Consider the following 15,768-nt stretch of genomic DNA (forward strand, 5'->3'; position numbering starts at 1 on the left):
CGCAATCCTCTCGCATTGCCTGAATTCAAGATCACACGACCGCCTTTGTCTTCAAACCCGATTTATGCAACAACGCCGTGACGGACACTAAACAAACCTGCTTGTCATTCGCTTAGCGGTGCCGCGAATATGAAGCATATGCACAGATTTGCGCGCGACCCTTTTGTACGCAAAGCAAATGTTGTCGTATTTGTACTACATATTTAGCAAAAAGATTTGCTGTCATATTCCTTTCCTTTCTCCTCGTTACATTTGCGCCCGTCGCGCGACCTGCCACAGAGTCTGGCTCGCGATTGCCATTTTTCAATCTGGAGAAAGTTTTGAACAAGAAAGTACTTACCACCGCTCTACTCGCCTCGGCATTTGCAGGGACCGCACACGCACAAAGCAGCGTCACGCTGTACGGCATCATCGATGCAGGTATCAGCTACGCAAACCACTCGAAGAACGCAGCAGGCGGCAGCGACAAGCTGTTCAAGTATGACGACGGCGTGGCGCAAGGCAGCCGTTGGGGCCTGCGCGGCACGGAAGACCTGGGCGGCGGCCTGAAGGCACTGTTCGTGCTCGAAAGCGGCTTCAACAGCGGCAACGGCACGTCGGGTCAAGGCGGCGCACTGTTTGGCCGTCAGGCATTCGTGGGTCTGTCGAAGGACGGCATCGGCTCGCTGACGTTCGGTCGTCAATACGCGTTCACGACCGATTATCTGGGCAGCAACTATTCGACGGGTGGCCTGACGGTCGCCGGTAACTACGCTTACCACATCAACGACGTCGACCAGCTCACGTCGAGCCGCATCAACAACGCAGTCAAGTTCAGCAGCGCGAACTACGCTGGCCTGACGTTCGGCGCAATGTACGGCTTCTCGAACCAGGCTGGCGCATTCGGCGGCGCACCGGCAACGGGCACGGCAGCGGCTCCCGTCGCAGGCTCGTCGCGCGCTTACAGCTTCGGCGTGAACTACGCGAACGGCCCGATCGGTTTGGGCGCAGCGTACACGGACATCCGCTTCCCGGGCCAGGCGACGCCGGCATTCTCGACGTCGATCGCCAACGTCACGACGGGCACCGTGCGCGACCTGCGCACGTTCGGCCTGGGTGGCCGCTACATCATCGGACCGGCAACGCTCTACGCGCTGTGGACGAACACGCACTTCGAGCCGATCACGGGCGCATCGACGACGTTCAACAACTTCGAAGGCGGCGCGAAGTATGCATTCACGCCGGCGCTGACGACGGGTCTCGGCTACACGTACTCGCGTCTGACGGGTGCGACGACGGGCCACTTCAACCAGGTGGACGCAAGCGTCGACTACGCGCTGTCGAAGCGCACCGACGTCTACGGCCTGGTGATCTATCAGGACGCGTCGGGCAAGACGGCTTCGGGTGCGCCGATTCAGGCTCAGATCGGTTCGTCGACGTCGTACTTCAACACGTCGGGTTCGGGTTCGCAAAACCAGCTGGCGTTCCGCGTCGGCATGCGTCACAAGTTCTAAGCGGTGTTGCAGGGCAAAGCGCTTTCGGGCGCTTTGCTTGCACGCTTGCAGAAGGACTGGAAACGCCCCGCTTTTTGCGGGGCGTTTTTGTTGGTGGGGATGGGTGAAAAGTGAAACTCAGGCTGCGAGCTTCATGCTGACGAGCCGGTTCAGGCTCACGCCCTGCTCGGCCGCCTGCATCGCCAGCGCGCGATGCTGCTCAGGCGGAATGCGTACTCTGAACTCGCCGCTATAGCGCTTCTCCGCAAGTGGATCAGGTACGGCTTCACCTTGTTCGATCATGTCTGCGATGGCTTCCGCGACAGCTGCGCGTATTCCCTTGAGGGCGGCGTCGGGCGAACGGGCAAGCCACGAAAGGGATGGAAACTCCGCGCATAGTCCCACGTGTTCGCCGTCTTCCGGCGACCACGTGACGCGGTAGGTGTAGTGATCAGCGGGCAGTCTGACGTTCGCGGGTTTGCGACTCATTGGTTCGATAATTTTTTCTGTCATCTGCAGATGGTTCCATTATTGGAACCACTCGACAAGTCTCGCCGCGACGCTCTGCCGCCTGATGTGCGCTAATCCGGCGACACAAAAATTCGCACTTCCCCGTTCGCCGTCGGCATCGTGAAGTCATTCGTGCGGCCCGCGCGCACGTCGAAGAGCAGGCGTTCCAGGCGCTCGAGCCGTGCCGCCTTTTCGCCGCCGCTCACGGCGGCAGCGTCCGGATCCTTCAACAGCGCCGCACGCGCACTCACGATGCGTGCAACTGCGCTCGATCTCGATGTGAAAACCTCTTCCATGTCGGGTACTTCCTTCCCGCTGCGGCCACATGGAAAGCTTCATTTCGCATGCCGTGCCAGCTATGTTCATCAAAAAGTGCCGCCCGCATTGCCGGGCGCGCGACGATTTTATGAGCTGGCGCAAATTCTTGCCGTGACGTTGACATGCCTCGCAGCCGCCCACGTCGCCGCAGAATATATTCGTAAAAGATTATGATAAACATAAAAAACATTAACTATCATAAATGAAACGGCGGTCCTACCCTTCAGTTCATCCCACGGCATCGTGCTCAAGCAGCGATGCGAAATACCGGGACGAGCAACAGGAGTTGATCATGAACACCGCCGCCAAATCGCTGCACTCTCAGGTCGAAAAGTGGCTCGCCCCCGGACCACAAGGGCAGATTCGGGTCGTGCGGTTTGGACATAGGCGCAGGGACGGAACGAGATACGCGCACGTCGAGGCGTCAACGACGTGCGGTGCGCGGGCGATCTTCTTCTTTCGTCATCACGACGGCGGCTGGTGCGTTTTTCCGCCTCACGCCGGCGGGCCGTCGATGTCAGCGCATCTTGGCGTGTACTGTTAGCCCCGTCGCCAGAGCGCCGGCTTCCTTCAGCTCGCCGAAACCAGCTCCGCGAACTTCTGCACATCGACATTGCCGCCGCTGATCAACACGCCGATCCGTTTGCCCTTGAGTTTGTCCTTCATCTGGCGCGCGGCGGCGAAGCTCAGACAACCAGTCGGCTCGACGACGATCTTCATCCGGGCCGCAAAGAAACGCATGCAATCGACGAGTTCCGCGTCGCTCGCCGTGAGCACATCGGTGACATCGCGCTGGATGATCGGGAACGTGTATTCGCCGAGATGCTGCGTTTGCGCGCCGTCGGCGATCGTCTTCGGCGTGTCGATGTGAACAATCTTTCCTGACCGGAAAGATTGCTGCCCGTCGTTGCCCGCTTCCGGCTCGACAGCGTAAAGCGCGCAATCGGGCGACAGCGCGCGTGTCGACAGCGCTGAGCCCGACAGCAATCCACCGCCGCCGAGCGGCACGAAGAACGCGTCGAGCGGCCCGACTTCGTCGAACAGTTCTTTCGCCGCTGTGCCCTGCCCGGAAATCACATCGGGATGATCGTAGGGCGGAATCAGCGTCAGGCCGTGCTTCTGCGCGAGATCGCGGCCAATCTGCTCGCGGTCTTCCTTGTAGCGGTCGTAAAGGACGACGTTGCCGCCGTAGCCTTTGGTTGCCTCGACCTTGATTTGCGGCGCGTCCTGCGGCATCACGATCGTAGCGGGCATGCCGAGCAGACGCGCGGACAGTGCGACGGCCTGCGCATGATTGCCCGACGAAAACGCGACCACACCCTGACGGCGCTGCTGCTCATCGAACTTCGACAGTGCGTTGAACGCGCCGCGAAACTTGAACGCGCCCATGCGCTGGAGGTTTTCGCATTTGAAGAACACCTCGGCGCCGAACATTTCGTTGACGGTCCGCGAAGTCAGGACGGGCGTGCGGTGCGCAACGCCTTCGAGCCGCTTCGATGCGGCGACGACGTCGTCATAAGTGGGCAAAGTGAGCATGATTGTCCGGGATATCGAATGTTGAGCGACGCGGGCGTGGAACGCGCGAACTGCAGCGACGCGCAATTATCCCGCTGGATTGATCGAATTGTGATTAGACATATTGTCTATGTCAATACATTTTGTAAATTCTCGCCATCAAGACAGCCACGCAGCGCGCTATTTGCGCCACGGAGGCGGATCCATCGCGGCCCGCGCCGCGTCGAGGAAAAGCCGCACTCGGGCAGGCACGCCCTTTCGCGTCGGCACGAGCGCGACGATCGGCGCAGGCGCCAACCGCCACTGCGGCAACAGGCGCTTGAGCTTTCCGCTTGCGATCAGCGCGCCCGCGTCCCATTCGGATCGCACCATGATGCCAAGTCCGCGCATGGCCCAATCGCCGATCACGCCGCCATCGTTCGACGATAGCGCCCCTGTCACGCGCACAGTCACCGCCTTGCCCTGTTTCGCGTTTCTGCCCGACGCCCTTTCGAAACGCCAGCGCGATACATCCTCGTCGTTCTCGCGCAGGCAAAGACAAGGCAGATGCGCGAGTTCGTGAGGATGCTCCAGCGCCTCGAGACTGGCCGCCAGTCGCGGGCTCGCGCACAGATAGCGCTCGTTCGGCGCAAGGACGTGCGCGACCCACGACGAGTCCTTCATTTCGCCGATATGGATCACGATGTCCGCACCCGCGCTGTCGGCGAGCGGGCTATCGGAGAGAGTCAGGCTGGCCTTCACGTTCGGATACATCAGGTGAAAGTCCCTGAGAACGGGCGCCACGTGAACGCGCCCGAAACCCAGCGGCGCGACGATGCGCAGGCTCCCCGATACGGACTGATGTTCCGCTGCGATCCGCTCAGGCAGCGTTTCGAGTCGTTCGAGCAGATCGATTGCTTCGAGCATCAGCCGCGTGCCTTCGTCAGTGAGTGAGATGCCGCGCGCCTCGCGCACCGCGAGATGCACGCCAAGGCGCTCTTCGAGCTTTTGCAGCCGCACGGTGAGCGCGGGTGGCGTGACGTCGAGCAGCCGCGCGGCACCCGCAAGCGAATGCGTCGTGCCGAGCGCCCTGAACATGCGCATGTCGTCGAGATCGACCATTAAACTGGATTAAATGAGACGTTGATGGACCATTAACCACACTATAGTCCAAAGACTCTACAGTGAATCCGCGCACTCTTCGTCACAAGGAAAGCACTGTGAATCTCGCCTCGCTCAATACGCCCGCCGCCATCGTCGACGTCGATGTCATGACGCGCAACATCCAGCGCATGCAAACGCGGATGGACGCACACGGTGTGACATTCCGGCCGCATGTGAAGACGACCAAATGCGAGCATGTCGTGCGCGCGCAGCTTGCCGCCGGCGCGCAAGGGATCACCGTTTCGACGCTCAAAGAAGCGGAGCAGTTTTTCGCCGCAGGCATCGGCGATATCGTCTATGCAGTGGCAATGGCGCCCAGCAAACTCGAACAGGCGCTGCAACTGCTCCGCCGTGGCTGCCGCCTGAAGATCATCACGGACAGCGTCCATTCGGCGCAAGCCATCGTGGCGTTCGGGAACGCGCATGCGGCGACGTTCGAGGTGTGGATCGAGGTCGACGTCGACGGACATCGCTCAGGCGTCGCGCCGGATGACGACCTGTTGCTCGACGTCGGGCGCATTCTGCATGAAGGAAAAATGAAGCTGGGCGGCGTGCTCGCGCATGCAGGCTCGAGCTACGACTACAGCACGTCAGCAGAACTGGAGCGAATCGCGGAACAGGAGCGCGCCGGCTGCGTGCATGCGGCCCAACGGCTGCGCGCAGCCGGCCTGCCTTGCGACGCGGTCAGCATCGGTTCGACGCCAACGGCGCTCGCCGCGCGGCATCTCGAAGGCGTGACGGAGGTTCGCGCGGGCGTCTATGTGTTCTTCGATCTCGTGATGCACAACGTTGGCGTGTGCGGCATCGACGAGATCGCGCTCAGCGTGCTGACCACGGTGATCGGTCATCAGGAAAGCAAGGGCTGGGCAATCGTCGACGCGGGCTGGATGGCGATGAGCCGCGACCGCGGCACGCAGCGCCAGAAGCAGGACTTCGGTTACGGGCTGGTATGCACCGAAGACGGCGTGCCTGTCGAAGGTTTTGTGATGAGCGCCGCGAATCAGGAGCACGGCATCGTCTCGCAAGTCGGAGAGCCGGACACGTCGATCGCGCAGCGTTTCCCGGTCGGCACACGGTTGCGTATTCTGCCCAACCACGCATGTGCAACGGGTGCTCAACACCCGGAGTATCACGCGCTGCCGCGCGACGGCGGTGTGTCCGCGTGGCCGAGATTCTATGGCTGGTAAGCGGACGGAAGCCGCAAGGCCGCGTCACTTCGTATCGTTGTACACCGTCGCACGCGATACGCCCAGGTGCGCAGCAATGATTTCCATCGACTTGCGCACCTCCAGAAAGCCCGCCTGCTTCAACTCCTGCATCAACGCACGCCGATGCTCCGTCTTCAGCGCCTGCGGCGTGGTGGACAGCGACATCGCGTACTGGTCGATGCGCTCCCGGATCGCCTCGGCATTCGCTGGATCGAGCGATTCTTTTGCACCGACGCCTGAAGCCGTGCAGAACTGCTCCAGTACGTTCTGAATGCCGCGAAACAGATTCAGGTCGACGTTGAGACACAACGCGGCGACATAGCGTCCCGATGAATCCTTGATCCCGACCGACGTGCTCTTCGCCCGGCGGCCGTCGCCGAACTGGTTCGGATAGTTGGTCAGCAACTGCGGATAGTCTTCGTCCGCGATCCGCGCGAGTCCGAGTTCCGTCGCCGGGTCACCGACCGCGCGCCCGGACAGATTGTTGTGAATCGCGAGAATCGCATGCCCCGGGTCGCGCAGATCGTGGACGACGACTTCGCAAAATGGGGCGAACGTCTGCCCCAGACCGTCGGCGATCTGCTTCACCTGATCGAGAAGCGACGCCTGCTCCCGCTCCAACGTGCTTTTTCTCATGATAGACGTTTTATCTAAAATTACCCATATTGTACAGTCACTTGCGGCCGCAAGGCGTAGCGAACGAAAGCGTCGTGCGGTTTCATTTCTCTTGAACGCAATCCGGCATCGCCTATATTCGACTCATGCGTGACGCATCGAACGCAGTGCCTTGAGTCATAACGACGTTGCAAAAACCAGTGAGCCCGTTCATGTGCAATACGTATGAATATCCACGACAGTACAAAGGCTCGGGCCGCCGGCAATTTCTGCGGTTGACGAGCGCTGTGGCCGTTGCAGGCTTTGCCCAGATCTCGTTCCTGTCCGGCGTGGCACGCGCCGATGCGCTGACCCGGGCGCAGCGCGACCGGATGTCGCCGCAAGAAATCATCGACGATATGAAACAGGGCAACGCGCGCTTCCAGAAGGGCGAGCGAAAGCCGCGCAACTATCTGCGCGAGCAACGCGCGAGCGCAGCCGGGCAATATCCCGCCGCCGTGCTGCTGAGCTGCATCGATTCACGCGCACCCGCCGAAGTCATCATGGACCTCGGTATCGGCGACATCTTCAACTGCCGCGTTGCGGGCAACGTCGAGAACACCGACATCCTCGGTAGCATCGAGTTTGCGTGCAAGCTGTCGGGCGCGAAGGTCGTCGTCGTGATGGGCCACACGGCTTGCGGCGCAATCAAGGGCGCCATTGCGAACGCCGAGCTGGGCAATCTCACCGCGTTGCTCGACAAGATCAAACCCGCCGTGCAGGCCACCGAGTACAACGGCGAGCGCTCCGCAACGAACTACGCGTTCGTGAATGCCGTGGCGCGCAAGAACGTCGAACTGACGATCGGCAACATACGTCGCGATAGTCCCGTGCTGGCCGAAATGGAAAGCCAGGGCACGATCAAGATCGTCGGCGCGATGTATAACCTGAGCACGGGCGCGCTGGAGTTTTTGGGCTGATGGGTAATTGGCAGGGCGATGGAATTTTCTGTCGTCAGTAGACTAAAGTTTTGGGATTTTGGCCAATTCGGTGGACTTTCTGGCTGTGCGCCCTATTCTTGTTTGATGGAATGAAAACGCAACCCCTCCCTTTACCCACCGCACCTGCGCGCCCGCGTAGGCAAAGGTTTAGGGACGGGCGCGCAAACAGAATATCGAGCCTGGCGTAATCTCAGGAACAGCGGCAACGTGGGAACAATTGGCTTCGTCCACGGCATCCGAGTTGGGCGCCGCTATGAAATCCCTGACCAGCGGTCGAAAACATACTTTTACCTCCTTGAACGGGTTCACGAGATCGTCGACATCCGGGAGCTATGACCTATCCTCGACATCAACCGCACATTGCGGCTCGCGGAGGATTTCGGTGTCAACCATCCCCTTCACGGCATATTCCCAGAGCCCTTAATCGCTGACTTCCTGATTACTGAAAAATGCTCCTCAGGGCTGCACTTTCGTGCGGTTTCGTTAGTCACTCGCGCAGCAGATCTCAAGCGCAGGGAACAATCCTTGGTGCGGATCCAGCAACAGTGGTGCATTGAGCAGGGAATTGAATGGACGTTGGTCGAGACAGATAGGCTGGACAGGACCGTTCTCGACTCTCTTAGATTTATCAGTTTATGGTATCGCCATCGCTATGTCGCGGACAATCAAGTTACCAAGATTTTCGCCGACTGCTTTATGAGTCAGTACCGACGTGATGTGGTACTCAAACAGCTCATCAATTCCACTGCCCAACATATGCGGCTCGATCCCCAATTAGCTTTAGATGTTTTTCGCTATTGCGCGTGGTCGTATCAAATCCCTGTCTCCCTGACGAGCCGAATCGCACAGAACTGTCCTTTGGTTTTGAACGGCCGTACATGAATGACTTTCAACCTATCAAATCACCTACGCCGCTACCAGGCATAGTGCTTCGGACTGGAACCCCTCCGACCGAGCAGCGCTTCTGTCTGCAGCGTGCATCGAACGACCGGCCGATACCGCACGTCCCTGATTGGAAGTTCGACCCGGACGCCACACGGCACCGGAAGCCGGACGTGTACGACGCTGATCCAGCGGCTCAATTTCCGACGCGACGCTCGTCCACCGCTTTTGAAAAGTGCAAAAATTTCCTAAACCGGACCATGGAGCATGATTTCCCTGCGCCGCAATGTCCTGCCCCGCTAAAAAGGCGTTTAGCATTACGAATTGATCAGACAGCGGTACCTTCTCATCATCTCACTCCGATCAGAATTACGGCGGACGGCCAGCCGTGGTGAGATCTTCAGGTCGGGTCTTAGATTTTGAAGTCGCCCGTGCTGCCTATAATGTCGAGCCACACGCCATAGTCGTTGCATTTACCCGCCTCGAAATGGACCGTCGGCACGGAGCCGTTTGCGAAAGTCGCCGTCAAGACGTCTTGGTCAGGACAAGTGTGCCGAAGCGTTCTGCTGGCTTACACCAGTAAGAAATGAAAACGTGAGACGCGCGCCGATGCGCAGGTCCTTGAACAGACTCACAGTCTGCTTCATCACTTACCCTCAGAAATCGCGACGGGTCGGCGTCGCGATATACCAACAGATTCCCCAATCTGTTTAACGGCCCAAACGACCCGCGCCTGAAGGGATGGCACAAGGATGACCGACGTCCTCTCTTTCCCGACGCGGTCGCCATGTATCTAAGGATTTGACAATCACACGCGGTCCCTTAGAATCAGAAACCTGCTGCATTGCAACAATCAGCAGACGTATCGATTTCCGCCATGAAGTACCCTCGACATCCGTCGCTGGGGAAGATGTCGTCTGAGGAAATCCATGAACGGCCGATCGTATTATTTTGTGGCTCACCGTTCTGATAACGCGGATCTAATTAGTAATCCATATAACCTAAATAACGACCTAAACGTGGTCATGGCTTCAGGTAATAGCAAGACACGCAATCCCAGTCCATACACCTTCCGTGATATCGACGCTGCAATCGCCCACCTGGAAACCGTGCTTGATACCGACGGTGCAAGCTCACTATTTTCCCGGACATACTGGCGTGACCGGGTTCTCCAGGCCTCCGCTACAACCGGACTGGCTCCAAAACAGCAGCAGCGCCTGCATCGTCTTCTGGAACGGATTGACACGTTTTGAGGTTCTCTACGTCCCCACTACTCACCGTTCAGGCGTTCCGGGTCCGAATCATGGCCCCATCTGGCACAACCATTCGTTTTTCGCGGAACCCATGATCGATCTCAGAGCATCTGGCAGCGAAGAGCTCGCGCTCTCAGCACGGTAGTTTCGACCGGGGCACCCCATTAACCCGTCTATTTCGCCGGTTAGCCCAAACAACTGATTGCGCTGTTCGTTGGCGCACGTATTGCGCGCGCAGTCTCGTGGAAAATTCTGTTCGGTTGTGCGTTGTCGGTTGTTCAGCCCTGATCCGCCTCAAGCCCTTTTCTGAGGTGTCGGCGCGTCAGACAGGAGTGGCAAGGACAATTGCGGGAAGCACGAGTCGCCATGCCAATGCAGACCTTTACCCTTATCGATCTCGCCGGCTCCGTCGCGCTACTGCTACTGGGTGTGCAGATGTTCCAGACGGGCATATACCGGGCGTTGAACCCGGTCTTCGAGCCGTTGCTCGTGCGTGCGCTGCGCGATCGTGGACATGCTTTTCTGGGTGGTATGGGCGTATCCGTTATCCAGCAGAGCAGCACGGTGATGGGATGGATGACCGAGCGTGCCGCTATCGCGCGTCCGGCCGACCTTGCACCGCCACTTGCAGCGGTACTCGGCGCGAATATAGGTGCGACCCTGGTCGTCCAGATACTGCTGGTTGTCGATCAGCCCGCTATCTCTCCCGCGCTTATCCTTGTTGGCGTCCTGATGTTCAGGAAGGCGTCGAATTCTCGCGCCCATGATCTGGGGCGAGCATTCATCGGGCTTGGGATCATGCTGCTCGGGCTGCATGCGCTGCTCGATCTGATGACGGACTACGAAGATGCTCCCAGCCTTCGGATGGTTTTGGGCGCTGCGTCCACGATGCCGGTGGTCGACATGATGCTGGCCGCAAGCCTGAGCTGGGCGGCGGAGTCGAACGTGGCCGCCGTGCTGCTGATAGCGTCGCTCTGTGCAAAGAACGTCGTGCCGCCCGATACGGCATTCGCCCTTGTTCTAGGCGCGAATCTCGGTACGGCCGCCCGGCCAGTGCTTGACCGCGCGGCGCCAGGCGAACCGTCGTCGCGGCGTGTCCCGGTTGGAATCCTGCTGATATTGTTAGTGGGCGTCGCTATAGTGCTCGCAGCGCTGGTGCCGATTGGCCGCATGATGGTCGTAATCGAGCCGGACAACGGGCGGGTAGTCGCCGACTTTCATACGCTGTTCAACGTTTTCGTGGCAATCGCGTTCATGCCGCTGCTCGTGCCGTACGGCAACCTGTTGACTCGTCTGATGCCGGCGTGGGGCAGTTTTATTGACCCACCCGGCCCGTTTCGTGACCTACGGAACCCGCAGGAAATTCCACCGTTATCGCACGACACAGCGCGAACAGCGCCGGGGACGAGATGTCCGTCGGATGGACAGCGCGCCGTCGTTCGCATGCGTCAGGACATACTCGATAACGTGACGGCAACTGGAGACGTTGGGCGGCAATTGCCGGACATGTCGCCACGTAGTGACGAACGCTTCGAAACCGAGAAATCTGCCGGATTGGCGACCGGCGAGACCGACCGGCCTCGCAGCGTCATTATTCGGACCGCCGGCCAAAATGCGCTTGAATGGTTGGGGGACGATGGGAGTATCTCGACGTTCAAACTGAAGGGATCGATCTGGCTTCATCTGCAGGATCTCCGTGTCATGCGCCAGCTGGAGCCCGTCACCGGGGCGGCCCATGCTGCCCTTTCAACCACCATCTGCGGCACCGCGTCTCTGGACGACGGCGAGTTGTCGATCATTGGTGAGCCCTGGATCACCACCCCCGCGGTCCACCTTACCTTTGCGAGCCGCGAGATCAGCAGCGCAGACCACGATGGGCTTCGCAGCCTGCAAGAATCGCTCGGTACGGCCTTCTCCGATATTCCCTTGGGTACCGCCAGAGTCGGATTCAACCGCCAGGACGATGAGTTGCATGAACCGGATCTATGGTGGGCATCGCTCAATGTACCTGCGAGTAGCATGGATGGACTCAGGGAAGCGCTCGAGACGGGCTGTCTCCGTGCCGTGCAGCTCGGTCTCTGTGTGACCGGCGTCTACTCACCCGTCGGAAAGATTGCCGGTGCGGAGCGCGGTCCACGCCTTCTGCTCAGACCCAACAGTATCGATGCGAGCGACTCGCCACAAACCGCAATTGGCTACGTGACGCATCTGGCCTTTGATCTGGCGAGAGTCAGCCTTGGGCAGTTCCACGACGGAATACTCAAGTAGCCTTAGAGACGCACCTGGAACTTTTCTGCGCGATCACGTTGTCTAACAGCCGCTGCTGGCCGACCACTGCCCCATGCACCTCACATAACCGCCTGCGGCTCGGGGTCTTCTGGGGTCGCCAACACGTGACCCAAACCGGTCGCGCAAACCGATGCGACATCAGCGACCGCACCCTGGTTCGTTCGAGCACCCACGCGCCGCTGCCGAAACTGGTCGCGCCGTCCGAGGACATTTTCCCTTCGGCAGCGCTTGAAGTGTACGGACGCACCAACTGCATCTGTTCCTGGCGATCACAACTGTTTGTCCACTGCGGGTGTACGCAACCGGGTCGAGGGAGCCTAGATTGACGACCTAACGGCGCTGTCGATTCCGACGCAAGCCGAACACACTTTCAGAGGTCAATCATGAGCAATTCGCAAAAGGTCGCTATCGTCACGGGTGCATCGCAAGGCATTGGCGCCGAGATCGTCAAGGGCTTCCGCGAGCAAGGCTATCGCGTCCTCGCGGTAGCACGCTCGATCAAACCTTCCGAAGATCCGAACGTCGTGACGATCGCCGGCGACATCGGCGACCGCGAAGTGGCACAGCGCGCCGTTTCGGAAGCCGTAAAGCGCTTTGGCCGCGTCGACACGCTGATCAACAACGCGGGCATCTTCATCGCCAAGCCGTTCACGCAATACACCGCCGAAGACTACGCGGCCGTGATGAACGTGAACGTGAACGGCTTCTTCCATATCACGCAGCTCGCCATCGCCGAGATGGAAAAGAACAAGAGCGGCCACGTCCTGCAGATCTCGACGAGCCTCGTCGATCACGCAATCTCGGGCGTGCCGTCGGTTCTCGCGTCGCTGACCAAGGGCGGCCTGAACGCCGCAACGAAGTCGCTCGCCATCGAATACGCGAAGTCGGGCATCCGCGCGAACGCCGTTTCGCCCGGCATCATCAAGTCGCCGATGCACGCGCCGGAAACGCACGAAGCACTGGGATCGCTGCATCCCGTCGGCCATATGGGCGAGATGAGCGACATCGTCAACGCCGTTCTGTATCTCGACTCCGCTTCGTTCGTCACGGGCGAGATCCTGCACGTGGACGGCGGCCAGAGTGCTGGCCACTGAGCATACCGGGAAGTCGGGAACGGTGCCCCTCGCGCACCATATCACGGAGCATCACCCGTCTGCCACTCGCCATCACGCGCGACGCCGCCCTATCCGTTCGTAGACCTTATGACGAACAGGATAGGTGTGCAACACCCGCAGTTACCGTGCGCAGCCCGGTGTTGCATTCGCTGGATCTGGCGCGCCGCGGCCGTGTAGCGCACGGTATCTGCAACGCTGATTGATACCCGAGATTCCAAAGCCGCAGCTTTCCGACAAACGCGGAATACATCTGCGCACTTCAATACTTCCATTGACCAACTGGAGCAAACCACCATGACTCGAATCGAAAACGTGCTGTACACAGGCAAGGTCCATGCGACGGGGGGCCGCGAAGGGGCCGCGCGCAGTTCGGACGGCCGCCTCGACATCAAGCTTTCGCGACCGGGTTCCGCAGGCGCCGGGACGAATCCCGAGCAGCTGTTCGGCGCCGGCTGGTCGGCATGCTTTATTGGCGCAATGGGCGGCGCCGCACGCGCCTTGAACGTCACGCTGCCGGCCGAAACGAGTGTCGACGCTGAAATTGATTTCGGGACGACTGACGGCGGCTACTTTCTCGCGGCGCGTTTGAACGTGAGCCTTCCCGGCTTGCCGCGTGACGTCGCTCAGGCGCTGGTGGACCGGGCACATCAGACCTGTCCGTATTCCAAGGCTACGCGCGGCAACATCAATGTCGTAATCGCGCTCATTCAGACTGAAGGGGTAGTGAAATGCCAATGATCGATGCACTGTGGCCGGAAGATGCCCTGACGCCTGAGGCCGAAGCACGCCTGGTCAAAGAGCTGACTGACATTCTGATCAGGGTGGAAGGGTACGATCCCGGCAATCCAGTTGCGCAGGGCGTCAGTGTGCTTCATCTCCATCGACCTGCTGCCGTATTCGTCGGCGGGGAACGGTCGAAGGCGGCGCGTTACCGGATCATTCCGTCGGCGCCTGAAGGGCAATACACTGACGCATCACGCAGGAAGCTGGTGAAAGAAGTCACGGAAGCGGTAGCCCGCGCGGAGAACCGCCCCTTCGAAGAGGTCGCATCGCGCGTCTGGGTCTTCCCGACGGAGATTCCCGACGGTACCTGGGGCAGTCGTGGCGCCATCTATACGCTCCCCAACATTCACGCTTTGCTTGCCGGTGAGCCCGAACGGCGTGTCGGCGAGGAGCGACTTGCGCGCAGACGGCGCGAAAAGGCACGCATGACGATCGAGGCCACTGTCGATGTATTCCAACGAGCGAGCGACGACGCTTAGCGCGATCTCGCTGGTCGACGGGGCCGCTGATCTGGCTGGAGGATGACCGCCAGATAGACGAAGCGTGTTACTACTCGTATGAACATGATCGAAAGCAGATCGATGGCGTTCGAGGGTCGGTTGGGCACTCCAAGCGGCCTTTGGACCCGCACCCGTGCCATCCGGCCCAATTGGGTCATCGCCGACAAGCCGCGTCGGCCCAGCGCACTAAAATGCGGTGCACACGCGTCACACGCGCTGGCGCGAGGATGGAACTGACTCGGTACGCGAAAACCTGCGCCCCCCATCCATCGCGACGACATCCCTCTATCTGCATGGCGAAGACGCCTGATATGCACGGCACCTCGGCGGGGGTCGGGGAAGACCGCGGGTAGCAACCACTTTAGTTGAAATTTAGACACAACTTTAGTTGTGTGAGCGTGAAATTTTCAGAAAAATGGGAAACCAAACCGTACTATTAAGATAAGTATTCGTTTCTTAACGGCTGTGTTTTTTGATCGACTGGATGGCTCAATGTCCTGCCAAGCGGCCCGCGAATCAGGTCCACGTCAATATCCTTTTTGAACGCGCAACGGAGAACAATATGCCGCGATAACTGCCTGGTTATCGCGGGAATTACCCGGAAAGCGGTAGATCAACGGGTTGACGCCGGCCCCCTAATCCGCCATCAGCGCACAGACCGACGCCAGCTTCCAGAGCGCACGGGATTCCTCTGGTGCCTCGTGAGATAAGTCATCGCCACTGCCGACACCGGTGCGGCCATCGACCAACGGTGGTCATGGTGAACAACGCTGACGTCAAGCATACGATCGGGTCGCATGGTCGCTTTGCGCTCGTTTGGTGGACAGCAAGCGCCCCATCGCCGCCTTTTATGTTCAAACGCCAGGCGGCTGCATTCGCGCGGAAAGCGGACGAACAGACGACGTTTCGCGGCTGGTGTGAATGGCGGTGATGCTCGTCGGAAAATGAGCATGTAAATGGGTGGTCGGCAAGTGCAATGACCATTGTGGCACCAACGGTCAGCCTTTCACGTTGCGCAAACGCAAGAGTGGCTTTGTGCACAACCCCCAAGGCACTGTCGGTATTAAACAGATCCGATGCTTCAAGGGTTCGGGGGACGGCAGCGTACGGGCGTTGTTGCATAAATCGGGTTTGAAGACAAAGGCGGTCGTGTGATCTTGAATTCAGGCAATGCGAGCGGATTGC

The 15,768-nt window shown here is 59.6% G+C and carries 13 protein-coding genes; 8 read left to right on the top strand and 5 right to left on the bottom strand.

Annotated elements, in window-relative coordinates:
- The first annotated feature begins 320 nt into the window (after window positions 1-320).
- A complete protein-coding gene (locus SB822_RS52930; RefSeq protein ID WP_007587829.1) occupies window positions 321-1,493 on the top strand; it encodes a porin in 1,173 nt (390 codons plus the stop codon).
- Window positions 1,494-1,610: 117 nt separating this feature from the next.
- Here SB822_RS52930 and SB822_RS52935 read toward each other — a convergent pair whose 3' ends face one another.
- The 4 genes from SB822_RS52935 to SB822_RS52950 form a co-directional block, all read right to left on the bottom strand.
- Window positions 1,611-1,961: a type II toxin-antitoxin system HicB family antitoxin gene (locus SB822_RS52935; RefSeq protein ID WP_094298159.1), complete on the bottom strand. Its 351-nt coding sequence runs from the start codon at window positions 1,959-1,961 to the stop codon at window positions 1,611-1,613.
- A gap of 92 nt (window positions 1,962-2,053) precedes the next feature.
- Window positions 2,054-2,278, bottom strand: a complete 225-nt coding sequence (locus SB822_RS52940; RefSeq protein WP_094297930.1) for a hypothetical protein — start codon at window positions 2,276-2,278, stop codon at window positions 2,054-2,056.
- A gap of 592 nt (window positions 2,279-2,870) precedes the next feature.
- Window positions 2,871-3,836 (bottom strand): threo-3-hydroxy-L-aspartate ammonia-lyase, encoded by a 966-nt coding sequence (locus tag SB822_RS52945; RefSeq protein ID WP_079487253.1) that lies wholly within the window; start codon window positions 3,834-3,836, stop codon window positions 2,871-2,873.
- 159 nt (window positions 3,837-3,995) lie between these two features.
- Complete coding sequence (locus tag SB822_RS52950; protein ID WP_007587822.1) at window positions 3,996-4,916, bottom strand: LysR family transcriptional regulator; 921 nt, start codon at window positions 4,914-4,916, stop codon at window positions 3,996-3,998.
- Window positions 4,917-5,014: 98 nt separating this feature from the next.
- Here SB822_RS52950 and SB822_RS52955 point away from each other — a divergent pair, with 98 nt between their 5' ends.
- The gene (locus SB822_RS52955; RefSeq protein ID WP_410858561.1) at window positions 5,015-6,145 is read left to right on the top strand and encodes a DSD1 family PLP-dependent enzyme; all 1,131 of its coding nucleotides are present in this window, start codon (window positions 5,015-5,017) and stop codon (window positions 6,143-6,145) included.
- 24 nt (window positions 6,146-6,169) lie between these two features.
- Here the strand turns inward: SB822_RS52955 and SB822_RS52960 are convergent, their stop codons facing one another.
- Window positions 6,170-6,802: a transcriptional regulator gene (locus tag SB822_RS52960; protein ID WP_410858562.1), complete on the bottom strand. Its 633-nt coding sequence runs from the start codon at window positions 6,800-6,802 to the stop codon at window positions 6,170-6,172.
- Window positions 6,803-6,993: 191 nt separating this feature from the next.
- Here SB822_RS52960 and SB822_RS52965 point away from each other — a divergent pair, with 191 nt between their 5' ends.
- From SB822_RS52965 to SB822_RS52990, 6 genes are all read left to right on the top strand, one after another.
- Entirely contained in the window at window positions 6,994-7,740 is a 747-nt protein-coding gene (locus SB822_RS52965) for a carbonic anhydrase family protein (protein WP_007734478.1), read from the top strand.
- Window positions 7,741-9,572: 1,832 nt separating this feature from the next.
- Window positions 9,573-9,896, top strand: coding sequence for a hypothetical protein (locus SB822_RS52970; RefSeq protein WP_410858563.1), 324 nt, complete (start codon window positions 9,573-9,575; stop codon window positions 9,894-9,896).
- A gap of 366 nt (window positions 9,897-10,262) precedes the next feature.
- On the top strand, window positions 10,263-12,164 hold the full coding sequence (locus tag SB822_RS52975; protein WP_007734487.1) for a Na/Pi cotransporter family protein: 1,902 nt from the start codon (window positions 10,263-10,265) through the stop codon (window positions 12,162-12,164).
- A gap of 404 nt (window positions 12,165-12,568) precedes the next feature.
- Window positions 12,569-13,279 carry an SDR family NAD(P)-dependent oxidoreductase gene (locus SB822_RS52980; RefSeq protein ID WP_086915418.1) on the top strand — a complete coding sequence of 237 codons (711 nt, stop codon included), beginning with the start codon at window positions 12,569-12,571 and terminating at the stop codon, window positions 13,277-13,279.
- A gap of 315 nt (window positions 13,280-13,594) precedes the next feature.
- Complete coding sequence (locus tag SB822_RS52985) at window positions 13,595-14,038, top strand: organic hydroperoxide resistance protein (protein ID WP_009771084.1); 444 nt, start codon at window positions 13,595-13,597, stop codon at window positions 14,036-14,038.
- Window positions 14,029-14,562, top strand: a complete 534-nt coding sequence (locus SB822_RS52990) for a tautomerase family protein (RefSeq protein ID WP_007735250.1) — start codon at window positions 14,029-14,031, stop codon at window positions 14,560-14,562. The genes SB822_RS52985 and SB822_RS52990 overlap by 10 nt, the downstream gene beginning before the upstream one ends.
- Window positions 14,563-15,768 lie beyond the last annotated feature (1,206 nt).

It is taken from the genome of Paraburkholderia sp. SIMBA_054 (assembly GCF_046534875.1).
GTDB lineage: Bacteria > Pseudomonadota > Gammaproteobacteria > Burkholderiales > Burkholderiaceae > Paraburkholderia > Paraburkholderia hospita.